Below are 18971 nucleotides of genomic sequence, written 5' to 3'. Positions count from 1 at the left end.
ACGCAACCCCTCCGCCTCAGCTCGTGTGGGACGCGTCCGCGCGCGAACGCAACCGGACGGCGTCGATGTGGAGCCGCATCGCGGCGACGGCCGACGTCGGGTCCGCAGCCAGCGCCTCCAGGATGGCCCGGTGTTCCTGGACCGCACGATCCGTGTCGTCCCCGCCACCCTCGACGATCTGCCGCATGCGGTGCACGCGCGTCGTGATGATCTCGGACATCTCCTCGAGGAACGGGTTCCGTGTCGCGTCGAAGATCAGCTGGTGGAACTGCCAGTCGCTGCGGAAGAAGCGGGCCATCAGTTCTTCCGGAGCGTGCGCAGCACCGACGGACGCGACCTCGGCGGCCACCGCAGCCTGCTCGTCGAGCGCTGCTGCCAGTCGCTCGCGCAGGCCGTCGACGTCGCCGCGGGCCGCGAGCTCGACGGCGCCGCTCTCCACGATGAGTCGGGCGTCGAACAGTGCCTCGAGTTGGTCGCCGGCCAGGGGTGGGGAGACCCGGTATCCCTTGTTCGCTTCACGGGTGACGAGGCCGGTGCGTTCGAGTTGGACCAGGGCTTCGCGCACCGGGGTCGGGGACACCCCGAGACTGCGGGCGAGGCCGTCGATCGACAGTCGCATGCCCGGTTCGACATCGTGGCCCATCAGGACCTCGAGCACCCGGTCGTAGACGCGGTCGCGCAGGCCGAGCTGCGTGATGCGCTCCGTCCCGAAGCCGGGCATGGTCGTGGACATGGGTCGATCCTAGAGAATCCACGACTCGGGCTCGGTGCGAGGGCCCCGGGCCGGGCTGCGCCGTTGCCGGGCACCACTCCTGCGATCGACTCGCACGACCAGGCCCACGACGGATTTACTCGGCGCAGCACAGCCCTTCAGTCCCTTGACCTGCTTGCTCGCAACCTCCGCCGCACTGTCGCGCGACGCCCATTGCTGAGCACCGCGAGGTTGAGCGCAAAACCGTGGAGCGTTCAGCGCCCCTTCACCGGGCATTTTTGCGGGACAGTCATACGGGGATACCCCTGTTCAGACAGCAGGAGACAACGGAGCGCTCTGAGCGCGACAGTTGTCGTGTAGCGGTGAACGACCCGCTTGCGGCACTGTTTCCATGGCCCGTGAGTAGTGTCCATTCAGACAAGCGGGGACGCGCGGCTCGACGGAAACGACGGACGTGCCGCTGAGCGATCCTCGGCTGAGCCCACGGACACGTGCCGACACCCGTTCGCGCCGACGAATCGACTACGCCGTGCAGAGTCGGAGGTAGAAGGAATTTGCCTGGCGGACGGTGCCGGACGGCGACTCGGCGATCTTCTAAAGGTGGGCCGCATACACGTCAACCTTCGCCACGGTCGATGACGCCATGGCTACCAGGCTGACCAACGCCTTGTAGCCCTCGGGATTCCAGGTGCCTGAAATCGACTGTTCCGTGAGGGTCGCGAGTTGCGTCGGATCATTGGGCATCGTCCAGTCGCACGAGGCCGGTCGCGCCGCTCTCGTCTCGTCGTCAATCAGAGCGGCTGTCGCCCGATGCCACCGCCAGCAGCAGGCCGGGGAACCGCAGGTTGAGCTCCTCGACGCGCAGGCGGATGTCATGCGTACGGCCGTGGACCTCGTACACCACGATGCCTGCCTCGCGGAGGGTCTTGAAGTGGTACGAACAGGTCGCCTTCGACGCGGCGAACGCTGCCCAGACGTCGTTCTTCGGCAACGGCGCACCGTCGGCGAGCATCCGGACGATCTCGAGGCGTGTGGGATCGCCGAGCGCCTTCAGGATCGTCTCGAGCGGGATGTCCGCGAGGTCGGCGCTCGGGTACTCGGGCATTGCGCATCCAATCGTTCGATAAACGCCTAACGGTCCACTAGCGTGTCCGTATGACATCCTTCGAACGATCGTATCCGGCCCGTGGCATGGGCGCTCCTGCGCTGGCACGCCTGTGGGTTCTCGCTGCTGCACTGTTCGTGGTCGGGACGAACGCGTTCGTGATCGCCGGCGTCCTGCCGGACCTCGCCGTGGGACTGCGCACCTCCACCGCGACGGTCGCCACGGCGATCACCTGGTACGCCGCCGTCGTCGCGCTTGCGTCGCCCCTCGTCGCCACGTTCCTGGCGGTGGTCCCGCGCCGGGGCCTCCTGACGACCGGGATGGCGTTGGTCGCGATCGGCACCGCGGTCACGGCGGTGGCGGGGAACGTCGACGTGTTCATCGTCGGACGGGTCGTCGCCGCGCTCGGCGGTGCGGCCCTCGTGCCGCCCGCCACCGCGGCTGCCCCGACGCTCGTCGAGCCGCACCACCGCGGACGCGCGATCGCTATTGTCACCGCAGGGTTCGCCGGCGCGATCGCGTTCGGGTCGCCGCTCGGTGCGGCGGTCGCTGCTGGGATCGGGTGGCGGGCCGCGCTCGCTGGCATCGCGGTGCTCGCCGGGCTCCTCGCGGTCACGATCGGGTTGACGATGACGGGGATCCCCAGTGCTGCCGCACGGTCGCTGCGGGAGCGCGTCAGCGTCCTCGCGGATCGCCGGATCCTCCTCGCGCTGGTCGCGATGGTGTCCTACATGGTGTCGTTCAACGTGCTCTACGTCTTCACCTCGGATGTCCTCGCGCCGGTCGTCGGCGGGCGCCCAGGTGTGCTCGCCATCGTGCTGCTCTCCTTCGGGCTCGCGACCCTGGTGGGGACATGGCTCGGTGGGATCGCGGTGGATCGGCGAAGCGGCGTGTGGGCCACCGTGCTCGGCCTCATCGCGATGACAGGGGTCTACGCGGCGCTGTCCGTGTCCACCCGATCGCTGCTCGGCGCGATCCTCCTCTACGCCGTGTGGGGCCTCGTCGCCATCGCGCCACAGATCGGGATCCAGGCCGTGCTCGTCGCGGCGAACCCGGCAGAGGTCGGCGTCTCACTGTCGTGGTACTCGACGGCGACGTACGTGGGCATCGCAGTCGCCCCTGTCCTCGGTGCAGGTGCACTCCACCTCGGCGCGTGGGCGGTGCTCCTCGCGGCGGGCGTGGCCGCACTCGTCGCGCTCGCGCTCGTCGCCGTCTCGTCGCGGGCCGGCGACGGACGATCGGCGGCATGATTCGCCGCCCATGCATCCGACACCGATACACACCAGCGCCCAACCGGGCTACTCGAACGCCCAACAGGCTCTGCGGACACCGAAGCGCCCATGGAGTCCACGACTCAGCAGCCGATCGGCTATCGAAACGCTCGGCACCCCTTGGTCACAGCTTGGAACGTCTGTAGCCCAACAAGGCGCTCGCCATGATGACGATTGCGCTGACGAGTGTGATCCATCCGAACGGCCTCGATGATTCGTGCGCGAACAAGGCGGCTGTGACTCCAAGGAACACCACGCCCAGCAGCGCGAACGTGAGCCACAGGGCGTTTGAACGGTTCATGAGGTCACCGTACCTCTGGCCGTCCCAGTAGCGGATCGGCTACCGGGACGGAGCGGGCTGGGCTGCTGATGGTAGACAGACGCATGCGCATCCGCCCCTGGACTCTCACGCTCCTGATCGTGCTCGCAGCCTGTGGCGTTGCACTGTTCGTGGTGCCACCCGGAGTGCCGACGAAGGTCCTCGGGGCAGTGCTCATTGTTGTGGCGTTCGTGGTGTTGATCGTCTCGGAACGAGCTGGTCGGTCGGGACGCTGATGGCATCGGCGGGTGATCCATTCGCCGTCCGCTGACCGATCCGCTTCCGGACGGTGTCGACATCGTTCGCAGGGGAGCAGCTGTCACGACGGTCTCCGTCCTGAGGCCTGGTTCGCCCGCTGGCAGCTGCGGGCTGCGGATAGCCGGCCGGCGGAGGTGCACTGCTGCGCGGGGTATGGCTTCTCAGGCGCCTCTCCCGATTCGGAGGGCTGCTCCTCCGATCGCGATCGGGACCCCGACCAGGAGGAGCACGGCGGACAGGATCCCGCCCATGAGGGCCCAGGCGGCCATTGCGGCGACGATGAGTATTACGCCAGCGACGAGAAGGCTCGTGCTCGCATCCGGCGTCGCGGTTGAGCGTGTGGGCACGTTGTTCCTCGTTCGTTATGCGGGGTCAGGGCATGGCTGCTGCGTGCGGCGCTGTTCCCGTTGATGCTTCAACCGGGAGAGCAGCTGGGATTGGAACGGCGCAGGGGTTCCGGTCACCAGTTCCGCGGGTTTGGTTGAGGTGCTCGAGTGCGACGGAGACGACACGTTCCGTCCCGCTGAGCTCGGCAGCGTTCCCGTCGGCGTTTGCGGCGACGGTCCGGGGCGGCATGGTCAGCGACGGCTCGTGCGACGATGATGAGCGCGAGGGCCCGTTCGGCGGGGTCGGAGGTGTCCCGGAGGAGACGCCGTGTTCGAGCGGCGAGGGCCGCGAGCCGGAGCTTGCGTGCAGTCAGAAGAGTTCCGCTCTCATGCGATGACGGGTGGACATGACGATCGGCGGGCCGTTAGGGGGCGGCCCGCCGATCGCGTGTCGGGATTGGTCAGGTCCCAGTTTCATCAGCCCGAAGCTGATGGGGTGTCACCGTCTTCCCGGGATCAGTCGGGTCGACGGTGATTCATGGCCGGCCGGTGTCGCGCTGTGCGAAGCGCGCTCCGACCGGCCATGAATTCGTTAGGCGTTGTCGATCTCGTCGCCGTGCTGGTTGCGGCGGCGTCGGATGATCAGCAGCCCGCCGCCGAGAGCGAGGAGCAGCAGTGCCAAACCGATGCCGGGGCCGACGAGCTCCGTGCCCGTGAACGCCAGACCCGGGATGACCGGCGTCACACCGGCCGGGGTGTCAGCGATCGGCGTGTCCGTTTCACAGGTCCCCGCGGGGTCGCAGGAGCCGTCAACGAGCGGGTCGACTGTGTTGACCAGTGCACCGTTGCCAGCGCCGGCGGCCTTCACTGTCACGGAGTACTTCACCGCGATGGTCTGCCCGGCCCCGAGCGGACCCGCCCAGTTGAGCGTCGTCCCGGTCAGCTTCGCTCCGTTGGTTGCGTCACCGTTGTAGGTGGCGTCATCCAGAACGTCCGACATGTCATCGGCGAAGGATGCCGGGGCGGCCGTCGTGAACGCGACCGCTCCGGTGTTCTTCACCGTGACGGTGTAGCCGACCTTGTCGCCGGGCTTGACCGCATCGGTGGTCGAAACGGTCTTGGTGACCGTGAACGACTTCACCGGCGTGTGCGTGATGCACGAGCCCTCCGGGTCGCACGTTCCACCCTCAGCAGTCGGGACGACCGCGTTGACGAGGTTGAGGTTTCCGGCGTCGTTCTTGTCGACCGTGACGGAGTAGACGATCTTGATCGTCTGTCCGACTGCGAGAGGACCGGACCAGGTCAGCGTGTTCCCGTCGACCTTCGCGCCCTGGTTGACGTCGCCGTTGTACTTGGCGTCGTCGAGGACGTTGGTCAGGTCGTCACGGAACGACGCCGGCTTCTCGGCCGTGTACGCGGTCTTGCCGGTGTTCTGCACCGTCACTGTGTACGTGACCGTGCCGCCGAGCTTGACAGCCTTCGTGTCCGCGGACTTCGTCACCGTGTACGACCCGGAGGGGATGTTCGCGGTGCACGCAGCGTTGTCGGTGTTCGGCTCGCAGTCGCCGCCGAGACCGGCCGGGGTGACGACAGTGTTGTTCAGCTGCTTGTCGCCGGTGTCCGGGTCGTTGACCGTCACCGAGTAGGTGATGGTCTCCGTCCCACCTGCTGCGAGCGGGCCCGACCAGGACAGCGTCGGAGCGTCGTACGTGGCACCGTTCGACGCGTCACCGTTGTAGGTGGCGTCGTCGAGGACCTCGGACAGGCTGTCCGTGAAGGACGCCGGGTCGGTGGCCGTGTAAGCAGCCTTCCCGGTGTTCATCACCGTGACGGTGTACTTCACGGTGCTGCCCGGGGTGACCTCGGTCTGGTCAGCGGTCTTGGTAACGCTGAACGCCTGCAGCGGGCTCGTCGTCGTGCAGCCACCCGCGGTGGCGCAGCCGCCACCGTTGCCAGGGTCGCCGGTGACGACGTTCGTCAGGGTCCCGTCGCCGGTGCCAGCGGGGCCAGCCTTCACCTTGTAGGTGATCGTCTGCGTGCCACCGACCTCGAGAGCGCCCGACCAAGTCAGCGTCGTGCCGGAGACCTTCGCACCGTTCGTCGCGGAGCCCGCAACGTAGGTGGCGTCATCGAGGACCTTGGAGAGGTCATCGGTGATCGTCGCCGGAGCAGCGGCCGTGTACGCGGCGGTGCCGGTGTTCTTCACCGTCACCGTGTACGTGACCGTGTCGCCCGCGTGCACGGGACCCGTGGCGGATGAGGACTTCTCGACCGTGTACGTGCCGACCGGGTTCGACGTCGTGCAACCATCCTCGGTGGCGCAGGTGCCACCGTCGCCCGCGACTGCGGCGTTGGTGAGGATCTTGTCGCCGGCGTCCGGGGTGTTCACCGTCGCCACGTAGGCGACCGTGATGGTGTCGCCGACGGCGAGAGCTCCGGACCAGGACAGCGTGTTCCCGGTGATCGTGGCGCCGTTGTTCGGGCCGTCGGTGATCGTCGCGTCATCGAGGACCTTCGAGAGGTCATCGGTGAACGTTGCCGGGTTGGCGGTGGTGAACGCGGCGGTACCGGTGTTCTTCACCGTCACCTTGTAGGTGACCTCATCGCCCGGGTGAACAGTGCCGCCCGGAGTCGAGGTCTTCGAGATGGTGAACGCACGCACCTCAGTGGTGGTAGAGCAGTCCCCATCCGGGTCGCAGGAGCCACCGTCACCGGTGGGCCGCACCGTGTTCTTCAGCACGTTGTCGCCGGTGTCGGGCGAGTTGACCTTCACCGAGTAGGTGATGGTCTGCGTCGCACCGATCGCGAGCGGGCCGGACCAGGTCAGCGTGTTGCCGCTGACCGTGGCACCGTTCGATGCGTCACCGTTGTAGGTGGCATCGTCGAGGACCGACGTGAGGTCGTCGCTGAGGGAGGCCGGGGAAGCGTCCGTGTATGCGACGCTTCCGGTGTTCGTCACCGTCACCGTGTAGGTGACGTTGTCGCCAGCGGTGACGGTCGCGGTCGAGGCGGTCTTGGCGACCGTGTACGAACCCGACGGGATGTTCACCGTGCATGCCGGGTTGTCCGAGTCGGTGTCGCAGTCGCCGCCGTTGCCGACCGGCGTGACGACGGTGTTGTCGAGCTGCGAGTCGCCGGTGTCGGGGTCGTTGACCGTCACCGAGTAGGTGATGGTCTCCGTCGCACCTGCTGCGAGCGGGCCCGACCAGGACAGCGTCGGGTCGTCGTACGTGGCGCCGTTCGATGCGTCACCGTTGTAGGTCGCGTCGTCGAGGACGGAGGACAGGTCATCGGAGAACGACGCCGGTGCGGCGACGGTGTATGCGGCGTTGCCGGTGTTCTTGACGGTCACCGTGTACGTGATTTTCTGGCCGGGGACGACCTGAGTGCGGTCGGCGGTCTTCGTCACGGAGTACGACTGCACCGGTGTTGTCGTGGTGCAGGTGGCGTCGGGGTCACATGTGCCGCCGTCGCCGGTGGGAGTGACGGTGTTCGTCAGGGTGCCGTCACCGGGGTCAGGTGATCCGACCGTCACGGAGTAGGTGATGGTTTGTGTCGCGCCAGCGGCGAGTGGACCAGACCAGGACAGCGTGTTCCCGGTGACGGTTGCACCGTTCGACGCGTCGCCGTTGTAGGTGGCGTCGTCGAGGATCTTCGAGAGGTCATCGGAGAAGGAGGCCGGGTTCGCGGCCGTGTACGCGGCCCCGCTCGTGTTCGTCACGTTCACCGTGTAGGTCAGCGTCTGACCGGGGTGCGCAACTGCTGCGGATGCGGTCTTCGAGACTGTGTAGGTGGGGCAGAGCGCGTCGGACTGCACCTCGGCGTTGAAGCCCTCAGCGGTGTAGAAGCTCTTCACCTGCACGAGGATCGTGTTCAAGCCGGTCTGCCACGAGCCCGCCATTGACGTCGACGCTGCAGCCCCGGCGAGGAACCCGCCGCCGATGTAGGGAGTGTCCGGGGACTGCGGCAGGTTGGCACCCGCCTGAGCGACGTTGTTGACCCACACGCCAGCGACGGAGTTGTCCGCGAGCCAGGACATGTCGAGCCGGAACGTCGACGGGTCAACCTGCGGGGCGAGGTTGAACTGGTACCGGTAGTACCAATCCCCATACCCCGTCGCCTGGTTCTGGCCTGCGGTGGTATCAGCAACGATCCACTGCGACTTCCCGGACTGCGAGTCGGCCCACGCAGGCGTGACCTTCCCCGCGTACGCCGCCGCATACGTGGTTCCCGCTGGCGGCAGCGCCGCGGGAGAAGGACCGGTGGGTGCGGTAGTCGTGTTGACGTAGTTGAGGCCGGTGTACCCGCCGGCGACGGTCCAGCGCTCATCTTCAGCACCGTTGGCGGTCTGACCATCGGTAGCCGTGTTGTAGCCGGTGTTGAAGATCACCGGATCGGTCGTACACGTCACGGTGGGGATCGTCGCCGCCTCCGCAGGTGCGGCCGGCGCCGTCAGGACGGCGGTACCGCCGAGGACCGATCCGACAAGCGCGAGCGCCCCGATCGATGCTCCAACTCCAAGACGCCGCGACCGAAGCCGCGGCAGCACTGAACGTGCTCCGTGATGTGCGGAGCGACGCGACGCTCCAGGCCAATTGAGTTTCAACCTGATCCCTAACTCTCAACCACTGCGTCCGGACGCGTACCCCACGCCTGGACGCCGGCTCCAGTGCCGACGGTCTCAGTTTTCGGTCAGGTTGAGTGCTTTCCCAGGCCTCGGACCCAAGTCAGCACAAATGGACCGTTTTCTTGCACAAAACGGCACTCGACGCCCCCCAAACGGGGCACGCACCGTAGCGGTTCAGCGCTCAGGACGGGCAAGATACGTCAGGAGGTGGCGTATTGAAGATGGGTATCGAAGCCGCTGAGCGGTGCGACGACTTCGGGTGGCACCCCCACGGGCAGATCGATACGACCCTCGTCGCCGAGATCGCGCAGCATCCCCGATTCGGGATGGGGCACGCCTGGTCGAGGTCGGCGGAGTACAACCTCACCACCGCTCCCGAACGCACCTACCTGGTCCTGACGATGGAGGGCGGCTTCGAGTTCACCGTCGACGGTGAAGCCGTCACCGCGGAAGCCGGCTCGCTGATCCTCCTGAACGGGGAAGTCCCCACCACCGCCAAGACGCTGACGGAGACCGCACGGTTCGTCTGGCACCTCGAGCCGACCATGCTCCACCCGGGACGGTCCCGCTTCAAGTACGGCGAACCCATCAGTACCGGCGGAGCCTCCGTGCAAGCGCTGACGGGGATGACGAACGCGCTGCTGCAGGCACCATCGCCGACGACTGAGACGGCACGGCACTACCTGGCCCTGTCGTTCGAGAACGCCCTCGCCGCCGTGGTCGACGAAAGCGGTCACCGGCAGCACGGCCCAGCCCATCACCGTGACGGCCTCTTCATGGCGGCACTGGCGACGATCGGCGCGCAGTTCCGCGACCCTGCGTTCACCGTTGCGCGCCTCGCCCAGGAGCTCTCCGTCAGCGTCCGGACGCTGCACACCGCTTTCAGCAGCATGGGCACCACGCCCCGCCGCGAGATCGAACGGCGCCGCGTCGCAGAAGCCGACCTGCTCTCCGCAGAGCACACGATCACTCTCGCTGACCTTGCCGCACGGTCCGGGTTCTCCTCGACCAGGCTCCTCACCCGCGCACTGGTCCGAGCAGCCCACAGCAAGCAGTGACGCTCACCTTCCGGTAGCCGTCTTCGTCCCGGATCAGGCAGCGCCGCCGGGCGCCTGCCGGACGACGCGCATCGGGAGACGGTGCATGATCGCCCCGTCGACCTCGATGACCCACGAGTAGCCGCCCACCCGATCGAGGAGCAGGTCGTTGATGGTGAACGTCACCGGGTGCGTCTGAGCGTCCCCCGCGCGAACCAGGGTTCCCCGGCCGGTCGTGAAGCGGTGTCCGATCGCGGCGACCGCTGTCCCTGGCGGCATGCCTGCGGCGTGACGTGCAAGCGGAACGGGGTCCCCGTCTTCGGTCTCGAGTCGGAGCGTGACATCGTGCTCCACTTCGCTGTCGTTCCAACCCACCTGCACCAACACTCCGACAGCCACGCGTTGCTGCACCGCCGGGACCTGGGACACCACCAGCATGTCCCACCCCGCGCCCAACACGTAGAGCTTGCCGTTCACCGCCTCAGCGCTGTCAGCAAGGAACGCAGTGATCCCGATCGTCATCCCGAACGGTCCCACACCATCCCCCGCACACGCCGAGAACAGCCGAAACCGGACGACGCACCGCGCTGTCAGCCCCGATAGCTCATCGCCACAGTCCACGGTGATCACGACACCGAGCGATGCTGCTCACAACGTCGACACACCGCGAGGGGAGGCGTCCGATTGACGATCGACCTCGGCCACCGCTCGAGTCAGACCCTCGGATACCGTGGGCGCGTTCTGTTCGCCATCGCCGCCCTGGGGCTCTTCGGTTCTCTCGAATACGTCTTCGTCTACAAGATCTATCAGCAGATGGCCGGTCGACGCGCGCTTCGCGCAGAGCGCGACGACCATTGAGAACCAGATCCCGGGCGTTCACCCGTCCGTAGGCCGATCGGCTACCGAGACGTGGTCGAGGGGTTCCAGTGGTCGGAGCAGGACGGACGGTAGCGTGCCGCCATGCACTGGGGGGACACCGGACTCGACGACGAGCAGATCGCGTTCGTGCAGCAGACGCTCCCCGATGCCGTCGTCGTGGCCGATGAGTCGTGGGGGCTCCTCGACACGAGGGTCCTGCACGTCCGCGCTGGCGACGACGGCTTCACCGTGAAGGCCTCCGGCCCGACCAACACGCACTTCCCCCGCGAGCTCGACGCTCACCGCACCGCCACCGCTGCACTCCGAGCCAGCGGGGACGCCGGTGCCCTCGTCGCCGCGAACGAGGAGGACCGCATCCTCGTGCTGGAACGCGTTCCCGGGCACCTCGCCCTCGGGACCCCGGACGAGCACGATCCCGATGTCCACCGACAGGCCGGAGCACTGCTCCGACGGCTGCACGACCAGGACACCCGCCACGACCCGACGTTCATACTGCACGAGCAGGCGAAGGCACTGGCCGCGCTCGACGCCCCGCACCGGATCCCGGACGACGTGGTCGCCCGCGCACGAGCGGCACTGCGCGCGCTCACGACCGACCACCCGACGCAGCCCCTCGTCCCGACCCACGGCGACTTCCACCCACGCAACTGGATCGTCGACGGCGGCCGACTGCGCGTCATCGACTTCGGCCGGTTCGGCTGGCGCCCCGCGTCCTTCGACCTCACCCGCCTCGCGGTGCTGCACTGGCAGCACGATCCCGGGCTCGAAGCGGCGTTCTTCGACGGGTACGGCGACGATCCGCGCACTCCGGACGCGTGGCGCTGGCTCCAACTCCGCGAAGCAGTGGGGACGGCGACCTGGGCCTACGCGGTCGGCGACGAGGGCTTCGAGGCCCAGGGCCACGACATGCTCCGCCGCGCCCTCGCCGCGTTCTGACCCGTCAGACCAGGACGCAGCTCACGGCACCCGCACGAACCGCGGCGCCCCACGGTCCCGCAGTCGGAACCCCAGGTGCTGGTACAGCCCGATCGCCCCGGTGTTCCCGGCGGCCGCGTGCATCAGCGGGGTCTCGCCCCGCTGCCGGATGCCGTGCGCGACGGCGAGCACCAACCGGCGCCCGAACCCCTGCCCCCGGTACGCCTCGTCCGTGCACACCGCGCTGATCTCGGTCCACCCCGGCGGGTGCAGGCGCTCCCCCGCCATGGCGACGAGCCGCCCGTCCCGCCGGATGCCCAGGTACGTGCCGAGCTCGATCGTCCGCGGCAGGAACGGCCCCGGCTTCGTCCGCTCCACCAGGGCGGTCATCTCCGGCACGTCGTCGGGCGTCAGCACGACGGCTTCGGGATCCGGCGCACCCTCGATCGCCTCGCCGGTCAGCTGCACACCGCCGGCACCCTCGACGAGCTCCCACCCCACGGGCAGGACGGCAGCCGCACCGACGCCGAGCATCCCGCCCGACCCGAGCAGCGCCCGGACGTCCTCCCAGTCCTGCGCGGTGGGCTGCTCGGGGATCCCCGTCCACACCGACACGTCGGTCTGGTAGCGGACGACGTCGCCGCGCCGCTCGGCGAACCGCGCGTGGTGGCTGTTCAGCGCGGCCATGGCGGGCGCGTCGAGCACCCGCGTCGGGGTGCCGTCGTCGGCGATGGTCAGGTCGAGGGTCCGGAGCGCATCGCCGCGGGAGTCCCCGCCGCGGAACCCGAGGTCCTCGATCCGCCGTCGATCGCCGTCCGCCCACCCGGCGGTGTCCGCGACGACACCGGAGGCGTAGTGGTTCGTGGCACGGTGGACGACCAGCTCGACGTCCGCTGCCGAGGCCACGAGGACCTCTCCGGGTCGGGGCAGCGCGGTCGAGGTCGGCGCAGTCGTCGTCATCCCACCATTCTCCGCCCGCGGCGAGCGCCGTCGGCGCATCGTTGCACCCGGTGACGGCACGGTGCGAAGTTGACCACCCGGTGCAAGGAAACAACCTCGCACCGAGCGTGCAACCTCGCACCACGAAGAACCCGCGCGAGCACCAGACCGAGCGCCCCGCCCCGACTACCCCAGCCGGGCCGCCACGAACTCCACCATCCGCCGCACCAGCAGCGCCTGCGACGACGCTCGCCGGTACTCGTGCCCCTCACCCTCGAGCTCCAGGTACTCCACGTCGCGCGCCCGCTCCCGCAGCGCCGCGACCACCTGGTGCGCCTCACCGATCGGCACGTTCGTGTCGAGCTCCCCGTGCACGACGAGCAGCGGCGCCGTGACGTCCTCGATCGCGCGCATCGGTGACAGGGCAGCAAGCAAGGCTTCGTCCTCGACGGGGTGGCCGTACTTCGTGGCGGCAGCGGCCGCGATCCACGGTTCGGTGTCCCGGTAGAAGGTCGCGAAGTCGCTCATCCCGCACACCGCGACCCCGGCCGCGAACACGTCGGGCGTGAACGCCAGGGACGCGAGGGTCGCGTACCCGCCGTACGAGCGCCCCTCGCCGGCGACCCGGAAGCGATCCGCGTACTCGTTGGTCACCAGGAACCGCGCGCAGTCGACGACGTCGGCGAGCGCGTTCCACCGCAGCGCCAGGTCGTCGGCGTGCACGAACTCGTGCCCGTACCCGCTGGAGCCGCGGATGTTCGGTGCGAACACGGTCACCCCGGCGGCGGCGAGCGCCTGGTGCTGCGGCGAGAACGTCGGTCGTTCCTGCGACTCCGGTCCGCCGTGCAGGTGGACGAGCGCTGCGCGGCCGGGAGGCACGGCACCAGCACCAGGGTCGGCGTCCGCCCCCGACGCGGTCGCCTCCACGGCCCGGTACAGCCACCCGGTCAGCTCCAGTCCGTCGCGGGCGGCGAACCGCTCGAGCGTCGGCTCGACCAGCTGCACGTCCGGCAGCACCGGCACGTCGGTGACCCGGCTCCAGGTCAGCGCGTTCGTGTCGAGTCGCCAGAGTTCGCGCGGCCGGGTCGGTCCCTCGACGGCGAGCAGCACGCTCCGGCCGTCACGGCTGAGCACGGGGTCGGTGACGACGTACCCGGGCAGGTCCGGCACGGGTGTGCGCGAGGCGTCGTGCGTGTTGATGAGGTCGAGTTCACTGCGGCCGTCGACGTTCCAGACGAGCAGCAGGGTGCGGCCGGCGTCGTCGGCGTCCAGGTACTCGAGTTCGGCGTCGTCACGCTCGACGATCCGCCGCGGTGTGCCGCGCCAGCCGTGCGGCCCGACCGGCTGCGCGACGAGTCCGCGGCGGGGCAGTCCGGCCTCGGTGGCGACGTAGGCGACGAGCGGACTGGTCTCGCTCGCGGGTGAGGGCCGCAGGAACGCGATCTCGGCGGACCCGTCGGGGTCGTCGGCGAACAGGGCGTGGCTCTCGTCGGTCAGCCGGTCGACGACGACCACGAACTCCTGGCCGCGCTGCCCGTCGCTCAGCACGACGAGCCGTTCCTCCACCGACAGGTCGAGGATGTGGATGAGCTCCCCCACGGCCAGGTCGTCGCGGTCCCCGGTGACCGGGTCGACCAGGTACGCACGGGCCGGCTGCTCGGGCTCGGTCGAGGGCAGGGTGATGACGACCCGGTGGCCGCTGCGGCTCCACGGTCCGAGTTCGGCGTGCTGGTACCGCGAACCGGCGATCTGCGCGGCGTCGGAGCCGTCCGGCCGCACCACCCAGACCTGTTGCTTCACGCCACCGTCGGTCGCGAGCGCGACGGCGAGCCACTCCCCGTCGGACGACCACGACACCCGGATCACGGGGTCGTCGGAGAGCGCGATCCGCACCGGTTCCGGCACCCCGCCGTCGACGACGACGTCCTGCACGAAGACCTCGGGGGTGCCGTGCCGGTCGCTCACGAACGCCACGCGCCGGGCGTTCCGGGTCATGGTCGGTCCCCACGATCCCCAGGCGGCGGTGAGCTGCGCACCCAGGTCGGCCGCGGCCCTGGTGGTGACCGACGGCTCGACGGTGGCCGACGACGCGACGCCCTGCGCGCCTCCAGTCCGGACGGAACCCACGGTCACCGCACCCCCTGCTGCTGCAGCCACATCTCGATCAGGCCGAGCTGCCAGAGCGCGTTCGCGCCGATCGCCGTCCTGGTGCTGTTCGGGTCCTGCAGCATCCGCTCGACGGTGGCGGGGTCGAAGAGCCCGCGCTCCCGCGCCTCGGGTGCGTGCAGCGCGTCGCGGACGCGCTCCAGGTACGGACCCTCGAGTTGCCGGATGGCGGGGACCGGGAACGAGCCCTTGCTGCGGTCGATGACGGCGTCGGGCACGATCCCGCGCGAGGCGCGCTTCATCACGCCCTTGCCGCCGTCGGTGAGCTTCATCGACGGCGGGATCGCGGCGGCGAGCTCGACGAACTCGTGGTCCAGGAACGGCACGCGGGCCTCGAGCCCCCACGCCATCGTCATGTTGTCGACGCGCTTCACCGGGTCGTCGACGAGCATGATCGTGGTGTCGCTGCGGAGCGCGGCATCCACGCTCGTCTCCGCGCCCGGCCGTGCGAACTGGCGGTCCACGAAGGCCGACGGGGTGTCGTCGTCGCTCTTCCACCGCTCCCCGAGCAGGCCCTGCAGCGCCGGCCACCGGCGGTCCATGAACACGGAGCGGTAGGCCTCGGCCGCCTGGTCGCGCGGCACGTCGGCGAGTGGCGGGTACCAGTCGTACCCGGCGAGCACCTCGTCGGCGCCCTGGCCGGACTGCACCACCTTGACGTGCTGCGAGACCTCCTGCGACAGCAGGTAGAAGGCGACGCAGTCGTGGCTGGCCATCGGCTCGCTCATGGCGGCGACCGCACCGTCGATGCCGTCGAGCAGCCGCGACGAGGGGATGTGGATGCGGTGGTGGTCGGTGCCGAAGTGCGCAGCGACCTGGTCGGAGTACTCGAACTCGTCACCGGACTCGCCGCCCGCCGCCTCGAACCCGATGCTGAACGTGGCGAGGTCCTGCTGCCCGGCCTCGGCGAGCAGCCCGACCACGAGCGAGGAGTCGATCCCGCCGGAGAGCAGCACCCCGACGGGGACGTCGGCGACCATCCGACGCTCGACGGCGGTGCGGAGCGAGCCGATGAACGCCTGCTCCCAGTCCCGCTCGGACCAGTCGGACTTGGCTGGGTCACGCTCGAAGCGGGGCTCCCAGTAGACGGTGTCGTGTGCGGTGCCGTCGGGGTCGATCACGCGGAGGGTCGCGGGCGGGAGCTTGCCGACGCCGGCCAGGATCGTGCGGGGGGCGGGGACGATCGAGTGGAAGCTCATGTACGAAGCGAAGGCGACGGGGTCGATGGACGTGTCGACTTCCTTGGTGCCGGAGCCGCTCGTGCCTCCGCTGCCGGCGTCGCCGGCCAGGATCGCCGGCAGGGACGAAGCGAACCGGAGCCCACCCGGGACGGGCGCGACGTAGAGCGGCTTGATGCCGAGCCGGTCCCGCGCCAGCACGAGTCGGCCGCTGCCGTGCTCCCAGATGGCGATGGCGAACATCCCGATCAGGTGGTCGACGAACGCGGTGCCCCACTCGGCGTACGCCAGGGCGATGACCTCGGTGTCCGACGTCGACGCGAACCGGTGCCCCTTGCCGTGCAGCTCGTCGCGGAGCTGCCGGTAGTTGTAGACCATCCCGTTGTAAGCGATCGTCAGCCCGGCCTCGGCCAGCACCATCGGCTGCGCGCCCGCGGTGGACAGGTCGACGATGGACAGCCGTCGGTGCCCCAGGGCGACCGGGCCGCGAGCCCACAGGCCGTCGCCGTCCGGGCCGCGGTGCGTCATGCAGCCGGTCATCCGGGCGACCGCCCCGACGTCCGGCGCTCGGCCGTCGAACCGGATCTCACCCGCGAGTCCACACATCAGCGCTCTCCCTCGGTGTCCGCCGGGGCGTTCCCGACGATCCACGTGTCCTTCGCGCCGCCGCCCTGCGACGAGTTGACGACCATGCTGCCCTCGGGCGCGACGCGCGTCAGGGCGACGTCGGCCAGGTGCACGTCGTCCGGTCCGGTCCCCGTCGCGTAGACGAAGGCCCGCAGGTCCACGTGCCGCGGGTCGAGACCGGCGGGTCCGATCGTCGGGTGCGAGGACAGCTGCACCACCTCCTGCCCCACCCACCCGGCGGGGTCCGCGGCGATCTCGCGCCGTCGCTCGGCCACCTCGGGGGCGCTCGCGCTCGGTCCGATCAGGACCCCGCGGCCACCCTCGCCGTCGACCGGCTTCGTGACGAGTTCCCCGACGCGGTCCAGGACCGACAGCCGTTCGACCTCGATGCTCGTGCGGTACGTCGGCACCGATGCCAGCAGGGGTTTCTCGTCCAGGTAGTACCAGATCAGGTCCGGCACGGTGACGTACATCGCCTTGTCGTCGACCAGCGCGTTGCCCGGCGCGTTCGCCAGGTAGACCCGTCCTGCCTCCGCCGCGTCGAGGATCCGCGCACCGAGGTCGGGAGCGTGCTCCGCCGTCAGCGCGCTGACGTCGCGGTCGATCCGCAGGTACAGCCCGTCGAGCACGTCACCCGTCGTCGCGTCGACCACGCGTCCGTCGCGGACCTCCAGGTCCGACCCGGACAGGAGGCGCAATCCGGCCCCGTCGGCCAGCCTGCGGTGCTCGAACCACGCGCCGGCGGCGGGGCCGTCGCTGACCAGTGCGATCACGGGGTCGGTCGCGCCCGTCACCGCGGTGGTGTTCGCGCAGAGGGTCCGGCGCAGCCGGTCGATCACGCCGTGCGGGTCGCGCAGGTGCGCCGGCCGCGGGGCGTCCGGCACGACGTCGTCCATCAGCTCGCGCAGGGCGATGCCGTACGCGACGCCCGAGGGCGAGCGGACGTTGTCCTCGAGCACCCGCCAGCCGCCGAACTCGTTGCGCACCAGGTCGAACCCGAGCACCGGCGCACGGACGGCGGTCGCCGGCAGCCGGGTGGCGTCCGGGTCCCAGCCCTTCGCGCCGACGAAGTGGTCCGCGTCCAGCACGCCGTCGGCCACGATCCGCCGGTCGCCGTACGCGTCACGCAGGAACAGCTCGATCGCGCGGGCACGCTGCCCCAGGCCACGCTCGAGCTGCGACCACTCGTACGCGCTGATCGTCCGGGGCACCAGGTCGCAGCCGAACTCCTGCGCCCCGCCGTCCACCACGAAGCCGACGTGGTGCTCGCGCGTCCAGACGTCGCGGGCGGTGCAGCGCTCGATCGCGGTCTCGGCGTCCCAGCCGTCGAAGAAGGCCGCCAGGTCACGGAACGCCGGACGGGGGCGCGCCCCGGGGCCGACCGCCTCGTCACCGGCACGGACGCGGTACCCGGGGATCGGGACCACCGGGTCCTCGTCGCGTCCGGACGGGAGCCCCGCGGTGTCCTCCACCACCAGGGCGACGACGTCGTCCATCTCCCCGCGCTCGGCGTAGGCGGTGCGCTGCCGGTCGGTGGAGTTGCCGCGGGCCAGGGTCGCGTCGAGCAGCTCCGTCACCGTGCCCCAGTCGCCGAGCTCCTCGAGCTCCGGGCGCAGCCGGGACACGAGCTGGCGCACCGCGACCTCGGCGGGCAGCCGTTCTGGGTGCTGCCCGAGGCCGACGAGTTCCCCGCTCAACCCAGAGCGGGCGGCCTGCCACATCGCTGCACGGTGCAGGGGTTCACTGCGCGGGTGCCACTCGGCGCCCGACACGACCGACTTCTCGGCCTTGCGCACGGCGGCGCGGAAGAGTCCGGCGATGAGCACGGCGTCGTCCACCACCGGCGTCGCGTCGCAGACCCGCAGCTCGAGCGTCGGCGCGTGCGACGACGGCCGCACGTCGAAGTAGGCCATCTTCTTGTCGGCGATCACGCCCGAGGCGATCAGGTCGTCGAGGACCCGGTCGTACTCGGCGGCGTCCGCAACAGGGCCGAAGCTGCCGGCCGACGGCCACCGCTGCCAGATGATGCTCCGGAACGAGGCGTACCCGGTGTCCTGCCCGTTCCAGAACGGACTCGACGCACTCAGGGCCAGCAGGACCGGGAGCACCGGCGCCACCCGCTGGGCGATCAGCACCGCCAGGTCGCGGTCGCTCACGCCGACGTGCACCTGCAGGCCGCAGATGAGTTGTTCGTCGACGAGCATCCGGTACTGCTCCTGCATCCGGCCGTACCGACCGCCGGCGCTCAGCTCGAAGTCGGCGTACTCCGACCTCGGCGCGGTGCCGACGGCGGCGATGGTGACGCCGGCCGGGGCGATCGCGGCGCTGAGCTCACTGCGCAGGTCGACGATCACCCGCCGCAGGTCGTCGAGGGTCCGCACCACCGGGGTGTTCGTCTCGATCGTCGTGCGCTGCAGCTCCGCGCCGAAGCGATCCGTGGGCAGCTTGGGCAGAAGGCGCGGGGCCTTCGCGGAAAGTCGGCCGGACTCGAGGTCGATGAGGTGCAGCTCTTCCTCGGCGCCGAGCGTCAGCTCTGCACTCATGGCTGGAACCTACGCGTGTGCCCTGTGGCGTGTCCGCCGCCGCTCCGCCCGACTCACGCTCGTAACATA

13 protein-coding genes are annotated in these 18971 nt (G+C 69.7%); 4 read left to right on the top strand and 9 right to left on the bottom strand.

Features of this window, described 5'->3' with window-relative positions; genetic code table 11:
* Positions 1–16: 16 nt before the first annotated feature.
* A complete protein-coding gene (locus DEJ29_RS00300) occupies positions 17–733 on the bottom strand; it encodes a GntR family transcriptional regulator (protein WP_017887786.1) in 717 nt (238 codons plus the stop codon).
* A 766-nt stretch (positions 734–1499) separates the two neighbouring features.
* The gene (locus DEJ29_RS00295; RefSeq protein WP_111094152.1) at positions 1500–1817 is read right to left on the bottom strand and encodes an ArsR/SmtB family transcription factor; all 318 of its coding nucleotides are present in this window, start codon (positions 1815–1817) and stop codon (positions 1500–1502) included.
* Between the two features lie 86 nt (positions 1818–1903).
* Between DEJ29_RS00295 and DEJ29_RS00290 the strand changes: the two genes are divergently transcribed.
* Complete coding sequence (locus DEJ29_RS00290; protein ID WP_284173948.1) at positions 1904–3067, top strand: MFS transporter; 1164 nt, start codon at positions 1904–1906, stop codon at positions 3065–3067.
* A 145-nt stretch (positions 3068–3212) separates the two neighbouring features.
* On the opposite strand, the gene DEJ29_RS00285 is transcribed toward DEJ29_RS00290, so the two are convergent.
* A complete protein-coding gene (locus tag DEJ29_RS00285) occupies positions 3213–3389 on the bottom strand; it encodes a hypothetical protein (protein WP_181438109.1) in 177 nt (58 codons plus the stop codon).
* A 1194-nt stretch (positions 3390–4583) separates the two neighbouring features.
* Positions 4584–8381, bottom strand: coding sequence for a beta strand repeat-containing protein (locus DEJ29_RS00280; RefSeq protein ID WP_284173947.1), 3798 nt, complete (start codon positions 8379–8381; stop codon positions 4584–4586).
* A gap of 458 nt (positions 8382–8839) precedes the next feature.
* On the opposite strand from DEJ29_RS00280, the gene DEJ29_RS00275 reads away from it, so the two are divergent.
* The gene (locus DEJ29_RS00275) at positions 8840–9676 is read left to right on the top strand and encodes a helix-turn-helix domain-containing protein (RefSeq protein WP_111094149.1); all 837 of its coding nucleotides are present in this window, start codon (positions 8840–8842) and stop codon (positions 9674–9676) included.
* 33 nt (positions 9677–9709) lie between these two features.
* Here DEJ29_RS00275 and DEJ29_RS00270 read toward each other — a convergent pair whose 3' ends face one another.
* A complete protein-coding gene (locus DEJ29_RS00270) occupies positions 9710–10285 on the bottom strand; it encodes a DUF6941 family protein (protein ID WP_111094148.1) in 576 nt (191 codons plus the stop codon).
* A 54-nt stretch (positions 10286–10339) separates the two neighbouring features.
* On the opposite strand from DEJ29_RS00270, the gene DEJ29_RS00265 reads away from it, so the two are divergent.
* Together DEJ29_RS00265 and DEJ29_RS00260 are read left to right on the top strand one after the other, a co-directional pair.
* Positions 10340–10513 (top strand): hypothetical protein, encoded by a 174-nt coding sequence (locus tag DEJ29_RS00265; RefSeq protein ID WP_181438108.1) that lies wholly within the window; start codon positions 10340–10342, stop codon positions 10511–10513.
* A 102-nt stretch (positions 10514–10615) separates the two neighbouring features.
* Complete coding sequence (locus DEJ29_RS00260; protein WP_111094147.1) at positions 10616–11470, top strand: aminoglycoside phosphotransferase family protein; 855 nt, start codon at positions 10616–10618, stop codon at positions 11468–11470.
* Between the two features lie 21 nt (positions 11471–11491).
* On the opposite strand, the gene DEJ29_RS00255 is transcribed toward DEJ29_RS00260, so the two are convergent.
* From DEJ29_RS00255 to DEJ29_RS00240, 4 genes are all read right to left on the bottom strand, one after another.
* Positions 11492–12409, bottom strand: a complete 918-nt coding sequence (locus tag DEJ29_RS00255; RefSeq protein ID WP_220037313.1) for a GNAT family N-acetyltransferase — start codon at positions 12407–12409, stop codon at positions 11492–11494.
* A gap of 165 nt (positions 12410–12574) precedes the next feature.
* Positions 12575–14521 (bottom strand): S9 family peptidase, encoded by a 1947-nt coding sequence (locus DEJ29_RS00250; RefSeq protein ID WP_111094146.1) that lies wholly within the window; start codon positions 14519–14521, stop codon positions 12575–12577.
* Positions 14518–16338 carry an N-acetylglutaminylglutamine amidotransferase gene (locus tag DEJ29_RS00245; RefSeq protein ID WP_111094145.1) on the bottom strand — a complete coding sequence of 607 codons (1821 nt, stop codon included), beginning with the start codon at positions 16336–16338 and terminating at the stop codon, positions 14518–14520. The genes DEJ29_RS00250 and DEJ29_RS00245 overlap by 4 nt, the downstream gene beginning before the upstream one ends.
* Positions 16338–18902: a carboxylate--amine ligase/circularly permuted type 2 ATP-grasp protein gene (locus tag DEJ29_RS00240; RefSeq protein WP_111094144.1), complete on the bottom strand. Its 2565-nt coding sequence runs from the start codon at positions 18900–18902 to the stop codon at positions 16338–16340. Before DEJ29_RS00240 ends, DEJ29_RS00245 begins: the two co-directional genes overlap by 1 nt.
* Positions 18903–18971: the final 69 nt, after the last annotated feature.

This window comes from Curtobacterium sp. MCPF17_021 (assembly GCF_003234605.2).
Taxonomy (GTDB): Bacteria; Actinomycetota; Actinomycetes; order Actinomycetales; family Microbacteriaceae; genus Curtobacterium; species Curtobacterium flaccumfaciens.
The sequence above is the reverse complement of the archived record's forward strand: the minus strand, read 5'-3'. Positions and strand labels throughout refer to the sequence as shown.

Bases quoted from the DNA above. Each gene is read 5' to 3' on its own strand.
- DEJ29_RS00295 (WP_111094152.1), bottom strand. From the start codon at position 1,817: ATGCCCGAGTACCCGAGCGCCGACCTCGCGGACATCCCGCTCGAGACG.
- DEJ29_RS00240 (WP_111094144.1), bottom strand. From the start codon at position 18,902: ATGAGTGCAGAGCTGACGCTCGGCGCCGAGGAAGAGCTGCACCTCATC.
- DEJ29_RS00285 (WP_181438109.1), bottom strand. From the start codon at position 3,389: ATGAACCGTTCAAACGCCCTGTGGCTCACGTTCGCGCTGCTGGGCGTG.
- DEJ29_RS00260 (WP_111094147.1), top strand. From the start codon at position 10,616: ATGCACTGGGGGGACACCGGACTCGACGACGAGCAGATCGCGTTCGTG.
- DEJ29_RS00255 (WP_220037313.1), bottom strand. From the start codon at position 12,409: ATGACGACGACTGCGCCGACCTCGACCGCGCTGCCCCGACCCGGAGAG.
- DEJ29_RS00300 (WP_017887786.1), bottom strand. From the start codon at position 733: ATGTCCACGACCATGCCCGGCTTCGGGACGGAGCGCATCACGCAGCTC.
- DEJ29_RS00275 (WP_111094149.1), top strand. From the start codon at position 8,840: ATGGGTATCGAAGCCGCTGAGCGGTGCGACGACTTCGGGTGGCACCCC.
- DEJ29_RS00245 (WP_111094145.1), bottom strand. From the start codon at position 16,338: ATGTGTGGACTCGCGGGTGAGATCCGGTTCGACGGCCGAGCGCCGGAC.
- DEJ29_RS00290 (WP_284173948.1), top strand. From the start codon at position 1,904: ATGGGCGCTCCTGCGCTGGCACGCCTGTGGGTTCTCGCTGCTGCACTG.